This window comes from Piscinibacter defluvii, from assembly GCF_004011805.1.
Classification (GTDB): domain Bacteria; phylum Pseudomonadota; class Gammaproteobacteria; order Burkholderiales; family Burkholderiaceae_C; genus Piscinibacter; species Piscinibacter defluvii.
This window is the reverse complement of record NZ_RCHJ01000005.1, coordinates 387,085-405,508: the sequence shown is the minus strand read 5'-3', so window position 1 is coordinate 405,508 and position 18,424 is coordinate 387,085. Positions and strand designations below refer to the sequence as shown.

The following is an 18,424-nucleotide window of genomic DNA, read 5'->3' as shown; positions in this document are numbered from 1 at the left end:
CGGCGCCGCGCGGCGCGTCAGGCCGCGCGCACCAGCCCGCCCGGCTGCTCGCCGTGCGCCCAGTGCTCGCGCACCATCTCGTGGAAGCGCCGCGTGCCCAGCGTCATGAAGCGGTAGTTCAGGTCGCGCATCTGGCGCAGCACCTGCGCCAGCGACTGGCGATCGTGCGGCGGCGCGTCGCGGAACAGCAGCGCACGCGCTTCGTCCCACTGCTGCTGCACGGCGAGTATCGCGTCCTGGTCGGCCGGGTCGTCGAACAGCTCGACGACCGAGTCGCGGTCGATGTTCTGCGCGCCGCGCGACAGCGCGTCGTACTCGATCGTCTCGACGGCCTCGCGCAGGCGCCGCACGCGCTCGTCCACCGGCGCCGCCGCGGACACGCCGGTGGCCGGCTTGCGGAACTTCTCGATCACCTCGTAGCGGAAGCGCAGGCCCAGGCGCAGCAGCGTGGCGAGCAGGCCGAAGTCGTTCTCCACCTCCGCGAGCGGCTGCACCACGGTGTCGACCAGGTGCACGTGGAAGCGGCTCTCGCCGTCCGCGCCCACCTCCTTCTTCGACAGCTGCGGCTGGTACGAGCCGTCCTCGGTGTGGTAGATCGCCTGCATCGGCCGGAAGCGCAGGTCGTTGCTGGCCAGGTAGACCGACTTCTGCAGCTGCGCCAGCCAGCGCGTGTCCGGCGTGCGGCGCGCCGCGCGCACGATGTCGCGCCAGGTCCAGTGCGAGCCCTCGAACAGGCCGAACAGGCCGAGCGACTCGGCGTTGGACTCGACGCGTGCGTCGTCCGGGATCTGCTCGCCCGCCAGCCGGCCCGGGGGCGGGATCACGATGTCGAAGAAGCGCTCGAACTGCTGCAGCCGCGCGTTGCGGAAGCGCTGCTCGACCGCGGCGATGCGCTCGAGCTTCGCCGCCGCCTCGCGCACCGGCGGCGTGCGCGGCAGGCCGAGCTCCTTGGCGATCGCCGCGTACAGCCGCTCCAGGCCCGCCAGCGTGCCGAGCTCGACCGCCTGGCGCAGCGACAGCGGCATCTGCAGGTCCGTCACGTGCAGGCCCGAGTGGCACACCGGCACGATCGGCACACCCTTCATCCACGCCGCGCCGACCTCGAACTGCACCCAGGGCCGGTGCACCGAGGCGCGGCTGCACAGCACGAGCACGATGCTGGCCTGGTCCATCGCGCCGCGCACCGCGCCGAGCCATTCCTCGCCGGCGCCGATGCTGCCGATCTCGGAGGAGGTGAAGAACTTCACCATGTGCAGGAAATCCTCCTCCAGCATCTCGCGCAGCAGCCGCGCGACCTCGGCCTCCTCGGAGATGTGGCTGACGAACAGCGACGTGGCGCTCATGGGAACCTCGCAGGGACGGGACTCGTCCCGCTGATATAGGCGCTGCCGCGCCGCCTAGCCTCCTGCGAAATGGGGAACCACGCCGGAACCGGGGGGTGGCGCGCTGCGCGCCGGTGTCCGCCGCGGCGGGCGCAGTGCGTGGTCCAGGGCACGGCGGACCGCCCCCGCGGACCGCGCCACCCCTGGAGATTCCGATGCCCCTGCCCTTCCCGCGCCTGCTGGCCACCATGCCTTTCCTGCTCGCGGCCGCCTGCACCAGCATGCCCCTGCCCCCGGCTGCGCCCGCGGCGCTGCAGCCGCCCGCCGACCAGCGCGCCACCGAGGTGCTGAACGCGCGTGGCGTGCAGATCTACGAATGCACCGCCAGCGCCGGCGGCGGCCACGCCTGGAGCTTCAAGGCCCCGGAGGCCGACCTGACCGACGCACACGGCCGCACGCTCGGCACCCATTTCGCCGGCCCGACCTGGCAGGCCGCCGACGGCAGCCGTCTGACCGGGAAGCTGCGCGCCCGCGACCCCGGCCCCGACCCGCAGGCCATCCCCTGGCTGCTGCTGGATGCGACACCGGGCGGCGCGCCGGGACGCTTCAGCACCGTGCGCAGCATCCAGCGCCTGCAGACCGTCGGCGGCCTCGCCCCCGCCACGCCCTGCGACGCGGCCCACGTGGGCGAGCAGGCGCGCGTGCCCTACCGTGCGGTGTACGTGCTGTTCGCGTCGGCCTACTGAGCGCCCCCCAGGGCCGGGCTGCGCCCAGCCCGCCCCCCGCGGGGGTTCAAGCAAGGTGGCGAAGCCACAGTTGCTTGAGAGCCGCTGGCGGGCCGGCGGCGGCGCAGCGTTATTCTCGCGACCCCGGTCCGCCCGGCGGCCGACGAGGAACCCACGCCATGGTCCTGCTCGAATTCCAGATCTCGCCGCGTGCCGACGGCGACAGTGTCAGCGCCCTGGTGGCCCAGGCCATCGACATCGTCGACCGCAGCGGCCTGCCCTACCAGCTCACGCCGATGGGCACCATCCTCGAAGGCGAGTGGGACGAGACCTTCGGCGTCGTCAAGGCCTGCTTCGACAAGCTGCGCGAGGCCGGCTGCAGCCGCATCGGCGTGCACCTGAAGGTCGACTGGCGCGATGCGCCGGCCGGCCGCCTGCAGGGCAAGACGGCCAAGGTGGAGCAGGTGCTCGGCCGGAGGCTGAGCACCTGAGCGCCGCGGGCCGGCCGTCCGACGCGCTGGGCATGGCCGCCATGGCGGCGGCCACGGCCGTGTTCGTGATCGGCGACGTGTTCATGAAGCTCGTCACCGAGGCGCTGCCGCCGTTCGAGGTGCTGTTCCTGCGCGGGCTCGCGGCCAGCGCGGCGGCCGCGCTGTGGGTGGCGCTGCGCGGCGACGGGCACATGATCGCGAGCGCCCTGCACGGCCGCGTGCTGCTGCGCGCGGCGGCGGAGACCTTCAGCGTGCTGTGCTACATCGTCGCGCTCGCCCGCATGCCGATCGCCGACGTGATCGCGATCCTGCAGACCGCGCCGCTGCTGGTGATCGTCGCGGCCGCCGTGCTGCTGCGCGAACCCGTCGGGGCGACGCGGATGGCGCTGGTGCTGCTCGGCTTCGCCGGCGCGCTGATGGTGGCGCAGCCGACGGCCGCGGGAGTCTCCAGCGCGGTGCTGCTCGCCTTTGCCACGGCCGTGCTCATCGCCGCACGCGACCTGATCGGCCGCACGGTGCCGGCCGACTGTCCGGTGACGGTGATGGTGCTGGCCACCAACGTGATGGTCACCGCCGGCGCCGCGGCGATGAGCCTGGCGAGCGAACGCTGGGTCGCACCGGACGCGCTGCATCTCGCGCACCTAGGCGCCGCCGGCCTGCTCGTCACGCTCGGCCACGCCGGTGTGCTGCTCGCCTACCGCGTCGGCCGGCCGGCCGCAGTGGCGCCGTTCTTCTACAGCTTCGCGCTCTGGGGGCTGGTGGCCGGCGTGCTGGTGTGGGGCGTGTGGCCGAATGCGCTGGCGCTCGCCGGCCTGGCGCTGATCGTCGCGAGCGGGGTGGCGATCGTGGTGGGAGGACGGAGTCCGGGCCGGGGCGTCGGGGAGCGGGAACGCGCGTGAAGACGCATCGCCCGACGGCACCACGCGGCGTGATCACAGACCGTAGCGCTCGCGCCAGCGCGCCGGCACCAGCCGGTCGAGGGCGAGGGCTGCGAGCATCGACGCGCCGAGCAGCGGATACAGCAGGCCCAGCAGCACGGCCACGCCGATGGCGCCCGCCGCCGCGCGGTCGCCGTCGCGGCGCGGCGGCGCGGCCAGCCTCCCTTGCGGGCGGCGCTTCCACCACATGACGGCGGCCGACACCGCCAGGGCGACGATGGCGCCGCAGCCTGCCAGCATCACCAGCTGGTTGATCGCGCCGAACTGTCGCCCGGTGTGGATGCTGATGCCCCACTCGGTGGCCTTGCCGAGGGCGCCGTAGTCCGCGTAGCCGATGTCGGCGAGCACGGCGCCCGAGTAGCGATCCAGGTGCACCACCCGCACGGCGCGCACGTCGTCCGGGAAGTGCGCCGCGCTGTAGACACCCCGCGGCCCCTCCGGCAGGCGCAGCGGCGTGCCAGCCGGCAGGCCGAGTTCTGCCAGCCGCTGCAGCGCACGGTTCAGCCCGATCGACGCGGCCTCGATCCGGGCCGGCACGGCTTCCGGCGCCGCGGGGGATGCGTGGCCCTCGTGGTGAGGCGCCGCGGACGACGGCAAGGGCGCATGCGATGCGCTCCAGGGCAGTGCCGCCAGGTCGGCCAGCGGTGCCTGCGACTGCGGCGTGCCGCCCCAGAGGTACGCCGGCGTGCCCAGGCCCCAGCGGCTCGCGAGGCGCCCGAACTGCTCGCCCCAGAACGCCGACCAGGGCAGTCCGGTGACCGCGAGGAACAGCAGCGCCGCGGCGGCGAAGACCCCCGTCACCGCGTGCACGTCGCGCCACCACAGGCGCCGTGACGGTCGCGCGCGCACCGTGACGACGCCCTCGCGGCGGCCGCGCGGCCACCAGAGGAACACACCGGACACCGCCAGCACGATGGCCCAGCCCGCAACGACCTCGATCCAGTGGTTGGCCGCCACGCCGGCGATGGCCAGCGAGTGGATGCGCTTGACCACATTCATCAGGCGCTCGTCGTCGCGCAGCGTTCCCAGCACGCGGCCGTCGGCCGGGTCCAGGTAGACGGCGACGATGCCGCCGTCGCGGCGCAAGCCCACCTCGGCGCTGCGGCCGGGGCCGGCCGGGGCCACGTAGCGCACGACGGAGTCCGGCGCGGACGACAGCGCCGTCACCGCCTTCGCCACCAGCGCCTGCGCGTCCAGCGCCGGTGCCGCCTGCACACCGACACGCTCCAGGCGCGCGTACAGCCTGGCCTCGATGGGGTCCTTGAACAGGTACAGCCCGCCGGTCAGCGCCAGCAGCACCAGGAACGGCAGGCAGACGAGGCCGGCGTAGAAGTGCCAGCGCCAGACGCGGCGGTACAGCGCGGACTCGGCGCCGGGGGTCGACTCGGTCATGACGTTCATCGCTGCCTCTCAGAACTTCAGTCGCGCGCCGACGACCACCGAACGCGGCTCGCCCGGCGTCAGGATCGCCGCGTCCGCCGGCGCCGCGTCCCTCACGCTGAACTGCGACACATAGGCCTTGTCACCGAGGTTGCGGGCGTCGACGAACACCTCCCAGCGGCGGGTGGCGTAGCCCGCGCGCACGCCCCACAGCGTGTAGGCGTCGACCGCGTAGGTGTTGCCGAAGTCGGCCCAGCGCCTGCCGACGCGGTCGAAGGTCGGGCCGGCGAAGAAGCCGCTCGCATGGCGGTACAGCAGCTCACCCTTCAGCGCGTACCGGGGCGCCGCGGGAAGCTGCCGATCGCCGTAGGTCGGGTCTGCGTCGAAGCGGAAATGGTTCAGCGTCAGGTTGAGCAGCGGCTCGAGGCGATGTTCGCCGGCGGCGTCGAGCGCGAGGCTTGCACCGAGCAGCGCCTCGATACCGGCGTGGATCGTGCGCTCGACGTTCAGCGACTGGCTGGTGCCGGGCGCGGCCGGGTCGTCGCGCGACAGGATCTCGTGCTTCAGCCGGCCCCAGTAGAGCGCCAGGTCCCAATGCCAGCGGCTGCTGCCGGACTCGAGCGCGCCGCGCGTGCCGAACTCCACGACGGTGCCCTTCATCGCGTCGAGCAGCGTCGGCGCCGGACCGCCCGCCGTGTCGTCCTGGAGCTCGTACAGCGTCGGTGCCTCGTAGGTGCGGCTGAGGTTGGCGTACAGCTGCGTGGCCGGCGACAGCTGGTAGATCACGCCGGCGCGCGGGTTGACGCTGCGGTAGTCGCCGTCCAGTCCGGCGACCCGCACCTCGCGCCGTCCCGACACGGCCTGGGCGCCGTAGACCGCCGTCCAGCCCGGCGCGAACTGCCAGCGGTCCAGCGCGAAGAGTTCGAGGTTGTCGGCGTGGTTGTCGACGTCCGCGAAGCGGCTGCGCGGCCCGCCCGGCGAGTAGCTGTAGTTGCCTCCCTGCACGCTGGTGCGGCCCCCGTTGAGCCCGACCAGCAGGTCGTGCGCGGCGATCCTTCGCTGGTAGCGCAGCATCGTCCCGAGGTTGCGCTGCTCGGTGTCGATCAGCAGGCTGAAGAACGGCGGCGCGTAGACGATCGGGTGGTAGAGCTTCTGCGACTCGAGCGACACGCCGGCGCTCAGGCTGCTGTCGGCATCGATGCTCCAGCTCGTCTTGTTCGCCAGGCGCCAGGTCCTGACGTTGTACCGGTAGTCACCGGCGATCGCCGAGGGCGCGCCCTGGCGCGGGTCGGCGCGGAACTCGTCGCGTGTCAGGCCGCCGGGCAATTGCTGGTCGTTGTCGATGGCCGTGGCGTAGAAGCGCGTCTGGACCGAGGGCGCGAGCTGCCAGCCCGCGTTGGCATAGACGCCTGTTCGCTCCTGCGCCTGGTGCCCGCGGAACCCGTCGTAGCGACGGCCCTCGACACTGAGCAAAGCGTCGAACGCGCCCGACTGCGTGCCCAGCGTCACGCGGGCCTGGCGCTGGCCATGGCTGCCGAGGTTGAGCAGCACCTCGTCGGGCGCACCATCGCGCGCGGTGGGGGTGATGAAGTCGATCGCCCCGCCGAGTGTGCTCGCGCCGTAGGTCAGCGCGTTGGCGCCGCGCGCGACGACCACGTAGCGCGCCGACAGCGGGTCGACGTCGCGGTTGTGGTTGTTGCCGTCCGCTGCCGTGACGGGCAAGCCGTCCACGAGCAGCTTGATGCCGTTGCCGTCGTAGTTGGTGGCGTCCAGGTTGGAGCCGCGGCTGGAGAAGAACGTTGAGTCGCCGGTCGAGCCGCTGGCCACCCACAGGCCGGGCACGTAGCGCAGCATGTCGGCGAGGGTGGTGACGCTGCGCTGGCGCAGGCCCTCGCCGTCGACGACGGTCACGGCGCCGGGCGTGGCGGCCTGCTCGGCCGTGATGGCCCTGCGCACCGGGTCGGCGCCGGCGCCGGTGACCTGGACCGAGGGCAGCGTGGTCTGGGACGAGGAGACAAGGTCCTGCGCGAGCACGCAGGGGCTGAGGACGAGCGCGGAAAGTGCCGCGCCGGCATGTCGGATCATGGTGAGGTGTCGCGTTCGGATGAAGGAGCGCGGCGGCGCAGCACGAGCAAGCGCCGTCGGTCGGGAACACACGCGCTGTGCAGCGTCGCGGCGGGCCGCCGCGGGCGGGCCGCCAGACTGCCGAGGCAGGGCGTGTGTCGGGTCGCTTCAGCCGAGCGTTGGAGGACCTTGCGAGGGTGGCCTGGGTGCCGGCTCGCAGGCGAGCGGCATCGGCCGGCACGGGGGCACTGGCTCCACCCCCGCGTTGCGCAGCACCAGGGTCGGTGCCGGGGCCGGCAGCGGCGGCGGCAGGGTGCAGGCCGCGCACACCTGGGCACAGGTGGCGAGCAGGTCGGCGCTGGAGCCGTCCGGGTCGAGTGACTGCCTCAGTTCAGCCGGCAGCCCGGCGATGACGGCCGACGCGCGGGCCGGGTCGCCGCACCAGGCGGCCATCGGCGCCGGGACCACGGCCATGCTCGCCGCGTGGACCCACGGCAGGCACAGCTGCGCGAACCAGGCCAGCAGAGCCAGGCCGAGTCGGAGTCGTGAATTGACGCAGCGCATGGGCGGCGCGATTGTAGGAGGGCCGCGCTTCGCCCTGCCGGGCGCCGGCCGTCACCCCCTCACTCCAGCGCAATCCCCGCCTGCCGGATCAGCGCGCCCCAGGTGCGGCCTTCCTGCTCGATGTAGCGGCGGAACTCGGCCGCGCTGCCGCCGCCCGGGATCAGGCCCTGCTTCGCCAGCGCCTCCTGCACCGCGGGTTCCTTCAGCGCCGCGTTCACGTCGGCGTTGATGCGATCGACGATGTCCGGCGGCGTGCCGGACGGGGCGAACAGTCCGTTCCAGGCCAATGCCTCGAAGCCCGGGAAACCCGCCTCGGCGAGGGTGGGCAGCTGCTTCATGCCCTCGATGCGCTGCGCGCTCGTCACCGCCAGCAGCCGCACGCGCTGGCCCTGCACCAGCGGCAGCAGCGCCGGGGCCACGGTGAACAGTGCCTGGGTGTCGCCGGCGGCCAGCGAGGCCGCGGCCGGCGGCGAGCCGGCATAGGGTACGTGCGTGGCCTCGAAGCCGGCGGCGCGCTTGAACAGCTCCATCGTCAGGTGCGAGGAGCTGCCATTGCCCACCGAGCCGTAGCTCAGCTTGCCGCCCTCCTTCTTCGCCCAGGCGACGAATTCCGGCACGCTCTGCGCCGGGTGGCCGGCCGGCACCGCCAGCACGTTGGGCTGCGAGGTGGTCAGCACCACCGGCAGCAGGTCCTTCGCCGGGTCGTAGGGCATCTTCTTGTACATGAACGGCCCGAAGGCGATCGGCCCGTTGAAGCCGATGCCCAGCGTCGTGCCGTCCGGCGCGGCCTTGGCCACCAGGTCCATGCCGAGCATGCCCCCGGCGCCGGCCTTGTTCTCCACGACCACGCTCTGGCCCCAGCGCTCCTTCAGGCGCTCGGACAGCAGGCGCACGACCACGTCGAGCGAACTGGCCGGCGGCGCCGGGACGACGATGCGTACCGGGCGGCCCGGCCAGTTGTCGGCCCAGGCGGGTGCGGCCAGTCCGGTGGCGAGCAGCAAGGCAGCGAGGATCTTCTTCATGGCGGTCTCCGAGGCACAGCCGCGATCATGCCCTGGCCACGAACAGGGGCCCGATAGGCACGCTTATCGGCGCATCGCGCGCGCGGCCGGCCGCCAACATCGCAGCCAACTGCGCCTGGGTGGCCCGCCGCCCGGCATGCCGCCCGTTCACGAGGACACGATGGCCGAGATGCTGAGCCCGCTCGCCTGGGATCCCCCGCCGCTGCCGCGCGCGGTGCCGGACAAGCTCGGCCGCCCCGAGTTCCTCTGGCCCGCCCCGCCTTTCGCCAGCTACCCGCCGCCGGCCGCCCAGACCGACCCGCTGCCCTGCGAGATCACCGGCCTGAACGACAAGACGCTCGCCGGCCGCCTGACCTTCTTCGTGCCCGAGGAGGCGGTGGCGCATGTGCAGATCCCGCCGGCGCGCACCACGCTGCCGCTGCGCTTCGACCAGTTCCGCGCGCTGACGCTGACCACCCCGCTGGCCCCGCTGGCCCTGCCGGCGGGCGACCCGCATGCGGCCATGCTCGGCCAGCGCGGCGACGCCGACTACCGCGTGAAGCTGGCCGACGGCGGCGAGCTCGCCGGCCGCACCGTCGGCCATGTCGAGACCGAACACGGGCTGTTCCTGTTCCCGCCGGCGCCCGGGGCCGCCGGCGACGACGGCGCGGTGCTGCGCCGCTTCGTGCCGCGCAGCGCCTACAGCGCCGTAGAACTCGGCCCGCGCATCGGCGAGCTGCTGGTGCAGCAGAACAGCGCCACGCCGCAGCAGGTGGAGCAGGCGGTGGACCTGCAGAACGACCTGCGCGGCCGCAAGCTCGGCGACATCCTGCTGGCGCGCCAGGTGGTCACGCCCGAGCAGCTGCTCGAGGCGGTGGCGCGCCAGGCCAACATGCCGATGGTGCGCATCGGCGACGCGCTGATCTCGCTGGGCATGATCAACGACGCCCAGCTGCAGGAGGCGCTGGCCCAGCAGCAGGGCGACCGCAGCGTGCCGCTGGGCGAGCTGCTGGTGCGCATGGGCGTGGTGTCGCGCCAGGACCTGCAGGTCGCGCTGTCGCGCAAGATGGGCTACCCGCTGGTCGACCTCGACCTGTTCCCGGTGGAGGCCGAAGCGCTGCGCGCCGTGCCCTATGCCACCGCCAGGCGCCTGAAGGCGATGCCGCTGCTGCTGCGCGACGGCCGCCTGATCGTCGCCCTCGACGACCCGGCGCGGCGCCGCGCCGCGGTGGAGGAAGTCGAGTTCGTCGCCCAGATGAAGGCCGTGCCGGTGCTGGCGCAGTGCCGCGACATCGAGGACCTGCTGGACCGCGCCTACGCCAGGATCGGCAGCCAGACGGGCGGTGCCGACGGCGTGCCGGCGATCGAGTTCCAGCTCACCGGCACCGGCGAGCTGATCGAGCAGCTCGAGCGCGAGGGCGCGCAGCGCCCGGGCGGCTTCGACGAGGACGCCGCGATCGAGCAGAGCGACAACTCGCTGGTGCGGCTGATCAACACCATGATCGTCGAGGCGCACCAGGACGGCGTCTCCGACATCCACATCGAGAGCTACCCCGGCCGCGAGAAGATCCGCATCCGCTTCCGCAAGGACGGCCTGCTGCGCACCTACCTCGAGCTGCCGTCGAGCTACCGCAATGCGCTGGTGGCACGCGTGAAGATCATGTGCGACCTCGACATCAGCGAGAAGCGCAAGCCGCAGGACGGCAAGATCAATTTCGCCAAGTTCTCGCCGCAGCACCGCATCGAGCTGCGCGTGGCCACCATCCCGACCAACGGCGGGCTGGAGGACGTGGTGATGCGCATCCTCGCCAGCGCCAAGCCGATCCCGCTGGACAAGCTCGGCATGGCGCCGCGCAACCTGGCCGAGCTCAAGCGCGTGGCCGAGCGGCCCTACGGCATGGTGCTGTGCGTCGGCCCCACCGGCTCGGGCAAGACCACCACGCTGCACTCGGTGCTCAGCCACATCAACGTGCCCGAGCGCAAGATCTGGACCGCCGAGGACCCGGTGGAGATCACCCAGCCCGGCCTGCGCCAGGTGCAGGTGAACCCGAAGATCGGCTGGACCTTCGCCGGCGCCCTGCGCGCCTTCCTGCGCGCCGACCCGGACGTGATCATGGTCGGCGAGATCCGCGACCAGGAGACCGCGCAGACCGCGATCGAGGCGTCCCTCACCGGCCACCTGGTGCTCTCGACGCTGCACACCAACAGCGCGCCCGAGACCGTGACGCGCCTGCTCGACATGGGCATGGACCCGTTCAACTTCGCCGACGCGCTGCTGGCCATCCTGGCGCAGCGCCTGGTGCGGCGCATCTGCCCGCAATGCCGCAGCACGCGCGCGGCGAGCGACGACGAGTTCGAGGAGCTGATGGCCGACTGGCTGCACGTCTGCCCGACGGACGACCCGCGCTTCTCGCGCGACATCCTGCGTGCCGACTGGCTCGCCCGCTTCGGCCAGGGCGGCCGGCTGATGCTGCACCAGAGCCCGGGCTGCCCGGCCTGCGACGGCACCGGCAAGCGCGGGCGCGCCGGCCTGCACGAACTGCTGGTGGTCTCGCGCGAGCTGCGCCACCTGATCCAGACCGGCGCACGCGCCGAGGAGCTGCAGCGCTGCGCGCTGCTCGGCGGCATGCGCACCCTGCGCCAGGACGGCATCGAGAAGGTGCTGCAGGGCATCACCAGCCTGGACGAAGTGCGCGCCACGAGCAACGCATGAACGAACCCACCGCGACCGCCGCCGCGCCGGCCGCCCCGAAACGCGAGAAGCTGCGCCTGGGCGACGTGCTGGTGCAGCAACAGCTGATCTCGCCCGAACAGCTGACCCAGGCGCTCGATCAGCAGCGTGCCACCGGCAAGAAGCTCGGCCGGCTGCTGATCGAGGCCGGGCTGATCACGGAAGAAGCCCTGGCCCACGGCCTGGCGCGCCAGCTGCGCGTGGCGGTGGTGAACCTGAAGAGCTTCCCGCTCAAGAGCGAGACGGTGCGGCTGCTGGCCGAATCGCCGGCGCGCCGGCACCGCGCCATCGTGCTGGAGGACAAGGGCGATCAGCTGCTGGTCGGCTTCGTCGACCCGCTCGACCTGGTCGCCTACGACGACCTGACGCGCCTGCTCAAGCGCAGCATCCGCATCGCCGTGGTGGCCGAGAGCCAGCTCGGCCCGGCGCTGGACCGCCACTACCGCCGCACCGAGGAGATCACCGGCCTGGCCAAGGCGCTCGAGAAGGACATCGGCGACGCGGTGGACTTCGGCACCCTGCAGGCGAGCGTGGGCCAGGAAGGCGCACCGGTGGTGCGCCTGCTGCAGTCGGTGTTCGAGGATGCGCTGCAGGTCGGCGCCTCCGACGTGCACCTCGAGCCGATGGAGACCGGCCTGGCGATCCGCAGCCGCATCGACGGCGTGCTGCAGACCCAGACCCAGGCCGACAAGCGCATCGCCGCGGCGCTGGCGCAGCGGCTCAAGCTCATGGCAGGACTCGACATCTCCGAGAAGCGCCTGCCGCAGGACGGCCGCTTCACCCTGCGGCTGCGCGAACGCACGATCGACGTGCGCCTGTCCACCCTGCCCTGCCAGTACGGCGAATCGGTCGTGATGCGCCTGCTCGGCCATGGCGACTCGGTGCGCCGGCTCGACGAGATCGGCATGCCGGCCGACATGCTCGTGCGCTTCAAGGAGATCCTCGGCCGCAGCGCCGGCATGGTGCTGGTGACCGGCCCCACCGGCTCGGGCAAGACCACCACGCTCTACGCCGCGCTGGCCGAGCTGGACGCCGAGCAGCAGAAGATCATCACCGTCGAGGACCCGGTCGAATACCGCCTGCCCGGCCTGACGCAGGTGCAGGTGAACGACAAGATCGAGCTGAGCTTCGCGCGTGTGCTGCGCGCCACGCTGCGCCAGGACCCCGACGTGATCCTGGTCGGCGAGATGCGCGACCCGGAGACCGCCGAGATCGGCCTGCGCGCCGCGATCACCGGCCACCTGGTGCTCTCCACGCTGCACACGCGCGATGCGGCGAGCACCCCGTTTCGCCTGCTCGACATGGGGGCGCCGCCCTTCATGGTGGCCAGCTCGCTGCAGGCCGTGATCGCCCAGCGCCTGGTGCGCGGCACCTGCGAGAACTGCGCCGAGCCGCTGCTGCCCACGCCGCAGGAGGCGGCCTGGCTCGAGTCCGTCGGCGGCGCCGAGGCCGCCACGATGCGGGTGCGGCGCGGGCGCGGCTGCTCGGTCTGCAACGGCACGGGTTATGCGGGTCGCATCGGCGTGTACGAGATGCTCGAGATGGACCACGCGCTGGCGCAGGCCGCGACGCACTCGGACCCCGGCACGTTCACCAAGCTCGCCGCCGAGCAGCTGCGCGGGCGCACGCTGGTGCACCGCGCGCTGGAGCTGGTGCGTGCGGGGCGCACGTCCGTCGCCGAGGCCATGAAACTCGCCACATGAATTCGTACGCCTGGCGCGGCCGCAACGGCCGCGGCGAACTGATCGCCGGCGTGATCGACGCCGAGACCGAGGCCGCGGTGGCCGACCAGCTGCTGGGCAGCGGCGTCACGCCGGTGGCGATCGATGCACGCGGCACGAGCCTCTCGGCGCCGAAGCAGGACTGGTGGACCGCCCTGCGCAGCCCGCCGGTGACGCTGGAGGACCTGCTGCTCTTCTCGCGCCAGATGTACACGCTGCAGCGCGCCGGCGTGCCGATCCTGCGCGCGCTCGCCGGCCTGCAGGCCTCCACCGCCAAGGCCACCTTGATCGCGCTGCTGACCGACCTGCGCGCCGGCCTGGACCAGGGCCGCGAGCTGGCCGCGCAGATGGCGCGCCACCCGCGTGTCTTCGACAGCTTCTACGTCGCGATGATCCGCGTCGGCGAGATGACGGGCCGGCTCACCGAGGTGTTCCAGCGCCTGGCCGAGCACCTGGAGTTCGAGCTCGACGTGCGTGCCCGCGTCAAGCAGGCGCTGCGCTACCCGACCATGGTCGTCGGCGCGATCGCGATCGCGCTGGTGGTCATCAACCTGTTCGTGCTGCCGACCTTCGCGCAGGTGTTCGCCGGCTTCAAGGCCGAACTGCCGCTGATGACCCGGGCGCTGCTCGGCTTCTCGTCCTGGACGGTGGCCTGGTGGCCGCTGCTGGCCGCCGCGGCCGTGGGCGCGGTGTGGGCGCTGCGCGCCTGGCTGGCCACGCCCGAGGGCCGCTACCGCTGGGACCGCTGGAAGCTGCGCCTGCCGATCGCCGGGCCCATCGTGCTCAAGGCCACGCTGGCGCGCTTCGCGCGCAGCTTCGCGCTCGCCTCGGGCAGCGGCGTGCCCATCACCCAGGCCATGACGGTGGTGGCGGAGACGGTGGACAACGCCTTCATCGGGCGGCGCATCGAGCAGATGCGCGACGGCATCGAGCGCGGCGAGAGCCTGTCGCGCTGCGCCGCGGCGACCGGCGTGTTCACGCCGGTGGTGCTGCAGATGATCGCGGTGGGCGAGGAGACCGGCGAGCTCGACACCCTGCTGGTGGAGATCGCCTCGATGTACGAGCGCGAGACCGACTACGCGATCAAGGGCCTGTCGGCCGCGATCGAGCCGGTGCTGCTGGGCATCATCGGCACGCTGGTGCTGGTGCTCGCGCTGGGCGTGTTCCTGCCGCTGTGGAACCTGGGACAGGCGGCGTCGGGGCGGGGCTGAGGGGCACGGGCGCAAGCCAGCGCCCACGCGCGTGACCGCGCGTCGATGTGGTCTACATTCCGCGCGATGTCGACCATGCCGCTCCTCACGCCGCCGGCCGCCGTGAGCTTCGCCGAGGCCTTGCGCTTCTGGCTCAAGCTCGGCTTCATCAGCTTCGGCGGGCCGGCCGGGCAGATTGCCATCATGCACACCGAGCTGGTCGAACGCCGGCGCTGGATCAGCGAGCGGCGCTTCCTGCATGCGCTGAACTACTGCATGCTGCTGCCCGGGCCGGAGGCGCAGCAGCTCGCCACCTACATCGGCTGGCTGATGCACCGCAGCTGGGGCGGACTGGTGGCCGGTGCGCTGTTCGTGCTGCCCTCGCTGTTCATCCTGATCGCGCTGTCGTGGATCTACCTGCGCTTCGGCGACGTGCCCTTGGTCGCCGGCCTCTTCTTCGGCCTCAAGCCGGCCGTGACGGCGCTGGTGCTGCACGCGGCGCACCGCATCGGCACGCGCGCGCTGAAGAACCGCTGGATGTGGGGCATCGCCGCGGCCTCGTTCATCGCCATCTTCGCCTTCGACACGCCGTTCCCGGCCATCGTGCTGGGCGCCGGCCTGATCGGCCACGTCGGCGCCCGCCGATGGCCGCAGGTCTTCGCGCTCGGCGGCGGGCATGGCGGCGCCAAGGCGAGCCTCGGACCCGCGCTGATCGACGACGACACGCCCACGCCGACGCACGCGCGCTTCTCGCGCCGCCGCCTGGCCCGGGTGCTCGTCGCCGGCCTGGGCCTGTGGCTGCTGGCGATGGCCCTGCTGGTTGCCACGAACGGACTGCAGGGCACGCTGGTGCAGATGGGCTGGTTCTTCACCAAGGCGGCGCTGCTCACCTTCGGGGGGGCGTACGCGGTGCTGCCCTATGTCTACCAGGGCGCGGTCGAGACGCACCAGTGGCTCAGCGGCCCGCAGATGATCGACGGCCTCGCCCTGGGCGAAACCACGCCCGGGCCGCTGATCATGGTGGTGGCCTTCGTCGGCTTCCTCGGCGGCTGGCTGAAGCAGGTGCTCGGGCCGGAGGCGCTGTTCCTCGGCGGCGCGCTCGCCGCCAGCGTGGTCACCTTCTTCACCTTCCTGCCGTCGTTCGTGTTCATCCTGGCCGGCGGCCCGCTGGTGGAGGCCACGCACGGCAAGCTGGGCTTCACGGCGCCGTTGTCGGCCATCACGGCGGCGGTGGTCGGGGTGATCCTGAACCTGGCGCTGTTCTTCGCCTACCACGTGCTGTGGCCGCAGGGCTTCGGCGGGCGCGTCGAGCTGCCCTCGCTGCTGATCGGCGGCGCGGCGGGCGTGGCCCTGTTCCGCTTCAAGGTCGGCGTGATGCCGCTGCTCGGCGCGTGCGCGGTTGCCGGGCTGGCGCTGAGCTGGCTGCTGCCGCAGCTGCGCTGAACGGGGTGCCCGGAGCACGCCTGCACCGCTGCTCCCCGGGGGCCCGGGTGCATCGCTTCGAGCGCCTCACCCTCGTCCCGACGCCCGGATGCCGAACAGCGCGCGCAGCGGCGGCACGTGACGGAACACGACCGTGCACAGCGCCACCGCGGCCCAGGCGATCAGCACCGAGAGCGCCCAGCGTGTCCACACGCCGAGGCCGGTGCCGAGCAGGAGGTAGGTCGCCGCCGTGAGCGGCACGAAGTGCAGCAGGTAGAGCGGGAACGAGAGGTCGCGCGCGAGGCCCAGCATCCGGCCGGTCGCCGTGAGGTGCCGCCGCCCGAACCCGATCGCCGCCAGCACCAGCCCCCAGGCGGCCAGCCCGCGCAGGAACTGGGCCAGCATGTTGGCCGCCTGGTAACCGTCGCCGACCGCCAGCCACTCGTAGCAGCCCAGTCGCGCGGCGAAGGCCCCCAGGCCGAGCGCCAGCGCGGCGAACCGGGCCCGCTCGGCGGCCTCGGCCAGGCGCACGTCGGCACCGGCCAGGTGGCCGAGCACGAAGAAGCTCAGGTACACGCTGACGTTGGCCCAGTCGTCGACGAGGTTCTGGTACCCCGGCCAGCCGGGCCGGAACACCGCCTCGAGCAGCGCGATCCACATCGCGGGAACGAGCACCCCGGCAGCCGTGCCGACAGGCAGGGCCGGCAGCCCGCGCCGTCTCCAGCGCTGGAACAGCGCCGCGGTGGCGGCGCTGAAGGCGAACAGGTAGAGCAGGAACCAGAGGTGGCCCCAGTCGAAGTGGCCGGGGCTGCCCGGTCCGGCGCTGACGCCCTCGAAGAAGTGCGGGTAGAAGGCGAGGAAGCCGCCGCGGAAGGTGCCGAAGTCGAGGGCCCGGAACCAGGCCTGCACCGGGATCACGAGCAGCAGCATCAGCCCGAAGGGCAGCAGCAGCCGCCGCGCGCGCTCGCCGATGAAGGCCCTCGCGCTGCGTCCGCGCAGCGACCGCGCCGTGGCCATGCCCGACACGAAGAACAGCAGGTGCATGAACCCGTTGTCCAGGAACACCGTGAACAGGCGCAGCGCGTCCGGCCCGAAGCGGCCGTACAGGCCGTGGCCCGCGAGCACGGCGTCGCGCACCGGGGTGTCCTACACGTACACCACGCCGAAGCCGGTGTACGAGAGGGCGGCGTGGAACGGCGCGAGCGAGAGCACGACCAGGAAGCGCAGCCAGTCCAGGTAGGCCAGCCGCCGGGTGTCCGGCGCGGGGTCGTCGTGGGTCACGGGGAGTTCGGCGCGGGCCTGCCGGCCGGCACCGCTCAACCGGGCCTCCCCTCGAGGGCCCGGCCGAACGCCTCCATCAGCTGGGCCATGAACGCGGGCGAGCGCCGCGCCGCCTCGAGCAGATCGTCGTAGGCGATCACCCAGACCTCGCCGTCGACCAGCATGCGGGCCTCGCGGTGATGCCGGCGCGTGGCCAGTCCGTCCAGCCCGAGCCAGTCGCCTTCGCCATGCCGCTGCACCGCGCCGCCGCCGTCCGCGGCCGGCACGAAGGCCCGCGCCGTCCCGCGCCGCAGCACGTACAGGTGCGTGAGGCGCTGGCCGTTGCGGTACAGGCATTCGCCGGCCTTCAAGGTGCGCCGCCGCCACAGCGGGCGGTCCGGCCCGGGCAGGGGGCCGCCCGCATCGTCCGGCGACACCTCGGCGCCCAGCGGGGCCGAGGCGGTCACCGGGTCTTCCGCGTGGATGCGGTAGCCGGAACCGCCATCGCGCTTCACCTGGTACATGGCCGCATCGGCCCGTTCGAGCAGTTGCCGCGGCTCCAGGTCGCCCGTGAGGTCGATGCAGGCCCCGATGCTGACCGAGGTGAACACGCGCTCTTCGCCGTGCATCACCGCCGGCGCGAAGGCGCCGACGATCGCGTCCAGCACCGGTGCGGCGTCGTCCGCGCTGCAGTTGCCCTCGAGCAGCATGGCGAACTCGTCCCCGCCCAGGCGCGCCACCGTGTCCGACTTGCGCACCGCCTGTAGCAGCCGGCGCGCCACCGCCTGCAGCACGCTGTCGCCGGCGGCGTGGCCATGGCTGTCGTTGATCTGCTTGAAGCGGTCGACGTCGATCAGCGCGACGGCGAAGCCCGCGCCGCCGTCGCGCACCCGACGGATCGCCGCGCCCAGGCGCTCGTCGAACAGGGCCCGGTTGGGCAGTTCGGTCAGCGCGTCGTGCGTGGCCGCGCGTTCGAGCCGCGCCAGTGCCGCCACCTGCGCGCTCACGTCGCGCCCGCAGGACAGGAAATGCGTGATGCGTCCGTCCGGGCCGAACAGCGGCCGGATCGACTTCTCCTCGTGGAACAGCTCGCCGTTCTTGCGCCGGTTGACCAGCAGGCCGCGGAACTCCTGGCCGGCATGCAGCGTCCGCCACAGTGCGGCGTAGACCTCCGGGGCCTGCAGGCCCGACTTGAGCAGCGCCGGCGTGCGCCCGATCGCTTCCGTGCGCCCGTAGCCGGTCATCGCCTCGAAGGCCGGATTGACGTACTCGATGCGCCCGGCCGCGTCGGTGAGCATGGCCGACTCCGCAGAGCGGTCCATCAGCCACGCGACCTGGTGCAGGCCCGCATCGGGCGGCGCGGGGTCGGGCCGTGCCTGCGCGTCAGCCATGGGGCGGCATCAACCCGGCACGCCGGGCGCCGGCCGGGCCCGGCGCGCTCCTGTCGATCGTGTGGATCATCCCCTTGCCGTTTCGCGAATGCATCGACCGCCCTGGCCTCCAGTCTGGACGCGGACGAGCATAGGCGGCGGCCCGGCGGGTCGCGACTGAGCAGGCTCAATCCGGACGCGGCCGCGGCAGCGCGACAGGCCTCCCCAAGTTTTGCGTTGTGGCG

At 72.8% G+C, this 18,424-nt stretch carries 15 protein-coding genes; 7 read left to right on the top strand and 8 right to left on the bottom strand.

The features are described from left to right. Window positions 1-17: 17 nt before the first annotated feature. Entirely contained in the window at window positions 18-1,343 is a 1,326-nt protein-coding gene (locus D9C15_RS17360) for a toll/interleukin-1 receptor domain-containing protein (RefSeq protein ID WP_127999494.1), read from the bottom strand. Window positions 1,344-1,537: 194 nt separating this feature from the next. Here D9C15_RS17360 and D9C15_RS17355 point away from each other — a divergent pair, with 194 nt between their 5' ends. The 3 genes from D9C15_RS17355 (at window position 1,538) to D9C15_RS17345 (ending at window position 3,437) form a co-directional block, all read left to right on the top strand. Beyond that, a complete protein-coding gene (locus D9C15_RS17355; RefSeq protein ID WP_127999492.1) occupies window positions 1,538-2,068 on the top strand; it encodes a DUF3455 domain-containing protein in 531 nt (176 codons plus the stop codon). 158 nt (window positions 2,069-2,226) lie between these two features. Further along, window positions 2,227-2,538, top strand: coding sequence for an MTH1187 family thiamine-binding protein (locus tag D9C15_RS17350; RefSeq protein WP_127999490.1), 312 nt, complete (start codon window positions 2,227-2,229; stop codon window positions 2,536-2,538). Window positions 2,539-2,570: 32 nt separating this feature from the next. Beyond that, window positions 2,571-3,437, top strand: coding sequence for a DMT family transporter (locus D9C15_RS17345; RefSeq protein WP_127999488.1), 867 nt, complete (start codon window positions 2,571-2,573; stop codon window positions 3,435-3,437). 33 nt (window positions 3,438-3,470) lie between these two features. Here the strand turns inward: D9C15_RS17345 and D9C15_RS17340 are convergent, their stop codons facing one another. The 4 genes from D9C15_RS17340 to D9C15_RS17325 all read right to left on the bottom strand — a co-directional run bounded on the left by D9C15_RS17340 (window position 3,471) and on the right by D9C15_RS17325 (window position 8,506). After that, window positions 3,471-4,868 carry a PepSY-associated TM helix domain-containing protein gene (locus D9C15_RS17340; RefSeq protein WP_240668445.1) on the bottom strand — a complete coding sequence of 466 codons (1,398 nt, stop codon included), beginning with the start codon at window positions 4,866-4,868 and terminating at the stop codon, window positions 3,471-3,473. An 18-nt stretch (window positions 4,869-4,886) separates the two neighbouring features. Further along, window positions 4,887-6,941 carry a TonB-dependent receptor family protein gene (locus D9C15_RS17335; protein WP_127999484.1) on the bottom strand — a complete coding sequence of 685 codons (2,055 nt, stop codon included), beginning with the start codon at window positions 6,939-6,941 and terminating at the stop codon, window positions 4,887-4,889. A 147-nt stretch (window positions 6,942-7,088) separates the two neighbouring features. Further along, a complete protein-coding gene (locus tag D9C15_RS17330; RefSeq protein WP_127999482.1) occupies window positions 7,089-7,484 on the bottom strand; it encodes a hypothetical protein in 396 nt (131 codons plus the stop codon). 59 nt (window positions 7,485-7,543) lie between these two features. Then, on the bottom strand, window positions 7,544-8,506 hold the full coding sequence (locus D9C15_RS17325; RefSeq protein ID WP_127999480.1) for a Bug family tripartite tricarboxylate transporter substrate binding protein: 963 nt from the start codon (window positions 8,504-8,506) through the stop codon (window positions 7,544-7,546). Between the two features lie 160 nt (window positions 8,507-8,666). On the opposite strand from D9C15_RS17325, the gene D9C15_RS17320 reads away from it, so the two are divergent. The 4 genes from D9C15_RS17320 to chrA all read left to right on the top strand — a co-directional run bounded on the left by D9C15_RS17320 (window position 8,667) and on the right by chrA (window position 15,570). After that, window positions 8,667-11,198 carry a GspE/PulE family protein gene (locus tag D9C15_RS17320; RefSeq protein ID WP_375138802.1) on the top strand — a complete coding sequence of 844 codons (2,532 nt, stop codon included), beginning with the start codon at window positions 8,667-8,669 and terminating at the stop codon, window positions 11,196-11,198. After that, on the top strand, window positions 11,195-12,919 hold the full coding sequence (locus D9C15_RS17315) for a GspE/PulE family protein (protein WP_127999478.1): 1,725 nt from the start codon (window positions 11,195-11,197) through the stop codon (window positions 12,917-12,919). The genes D9C15_RS17320 and D9C15_RS17315 overlap by 4 nt, the downstream gene beginning before the upstream one ends. After that, on the top strand, window positions 12,916-14,148 hold the full coding sequence (locus D9C15_RS17310; protein WP_127999476.1) for a type II secretion system F family protein: 1,233 nt from the start codon (window positions 12,916-12,918) through the stop codon (window positions 14,146-14,148). The genes D9C15_RS17315 and D9C15_RS17310 overlap by 4 nt, the downstream gene beginning before the upstream one ends. Before the next feature lie 75 nt (window positions 14,149-14,223). Then, complete coding sequence (gene chrA, locus D9C15_RS17305) at window positions 14,224-15,570, top strand: chromate efflux transporter (protein WP_240668444.1); 1,347 nt, start codon at window positions 14,224-14,226, stop codon at window positions 15,568-15,570. Between the two features lie 66 nt (window positions 15,571-15,636). On the opposite strand, the gene D9C15_RS17300 is transcribed toward chrA, so the two are convergent. From D9C15_RS17300 to D9C15_RS17295, 3 genes are read right to left on the bottom strand one after another with little or no spacing between them, the layout of a single operon-like run. Then, the gene (locus D9C15_RS17300) at window positions 15,637-16,686 is read right to left on the bottom strand and encodes an acyltransferase family protein (protein ID WP_127999472.1); all 1,050 of its coding nucleotides are present in this window, start codon (window positions 16,684-16,686) and stop codon (window positions 15,637-15,639) included. A 9-nt stretch (window positions 16,687-16,695) separates the two neighbouring features. Then, entirely contained in the window at window positions 16,696-16,830 is a 135-nt protein-coding gene (locus D9C15_RS34360; RefSeq protein WP_259372607.1) for a hypothetical protein, read from the bottom strand. Between the two features lie 35 nt (window positions 16,831-16,865). After that, window positions 16,866-18,200 (bottom strand): diguanylate cyclase domain-containing protein, encoded by a 1,335-nt coding sequence (locus D9C15_RS17295; RefSeq protein ID WP_127999470.1) that lies wholly within the window; start codon window positions 18,198-18,200, stop codon window positions 16,866-16,868. Window positions 18,201-18,424: the final 224 nt, after the last annotated feature.

What these genes read in the sequence shown, in the direction of transcription:
- D9C15_RS17360 (WP_127999494.1), bottom strand. Translation starts at nt 1,343, where the DNA reads ATGAGCGCCACGTCGCTGTTCGTCAGCCACATCTCCGAGGAGGCCGAG.
- D9C15_RS17355 (WP_127999492.1), top strand. Translation starts at nt 1,538, where the DNA reads ATGCCCCTGCCCTTCCCGCGCCTGCTGGCCACCATGCCTTTCCTGCTC.
- D9C15_RS17350 (WP_127999490.1), top strand. Translation starts at nt 2,227, where the DNA reads ATGGTCCTGCTCGAATTCCAGATCTCGCCGCGTGCCGACGGCGACAGT.
- D9C15_RS17345 (WP_127999488.1), top strand. Translation starts at nt 2,571, where the DNA reads ATGGCCGCCATGGCGGCGGCCACGGCCGTGTTCGTGATCGGCGACGTG.
- D9C15_RS17340 (WP_240668445.1), bottom strand. Translation starts at nt 4,868, where the DNA reads ATGACCGAGTCGACCCCCGGCGCCGAGTCCGCGCTGTACCGCCGCGTC.
- D9C15_RS17335 (WP_127999484.1), bottom strand. Translation starts at nt 6,941, where the DNA reads ATGATCCGACATGCCGGCGCGGCACTTTCCGCGCTCGTCCTCAGCCCC.
- D9C15_RS17330 (WP_127999482.1), bottom strand. Translation starts at nt 7,484, where the DNA reads ATGCGCTGCGTCAATTCACGACTCCGACTCGGCCTGGCTCTGCTGGCC.
- D9C15_RS17325 (WP_127999480.1), bottom strand. Translation starts at nt 8,506, where the DNA reads ATGAAGAAGATCCTCGCTGCCTTGCTGCTCGCCACCGGACTGGCCGCA.
- D9C15_RS17320 (WP_375138802.1), top strand. Translation starts at nt 8,667, where the DNA reads ATGGCCGAGATGCTGAGCCCGCTCGCCTGGGATCCCCCGCCGCTGCCG.
- D9C15_RS17315 (WP_127999478.1), top strand. Translation starts at nt 11,195, where the DNA reads ATGAACGAACCCACCGCGACCGCCGCCGCGCCGGCCGCCCCGAAACGC.
- D9C15_RS17310 (WP_127999476.1), top strand. Translation starts at nt 12,916, where the DNA reads ATGAATTCGTACGCCTGGCGCGGCCGCAACGGCCGCGGCGAACTGATC.
- chrA (WP_240668444.1), top strand. Translation starts at nt 14,224, where the DNA reads ATGCCGCTCCTCACGCCGCCGGCCGCCGTGAGCTTCGCCGAGGCCTTG.
- D9C15_RS17295 (WP_127999470.1), bottom strand. Translation starts at nt 18,200, where the DNA reads ATGGCTGACGCGCAGGCACGGCCCGACCCCGCGCCGCCCGATGCGGGC.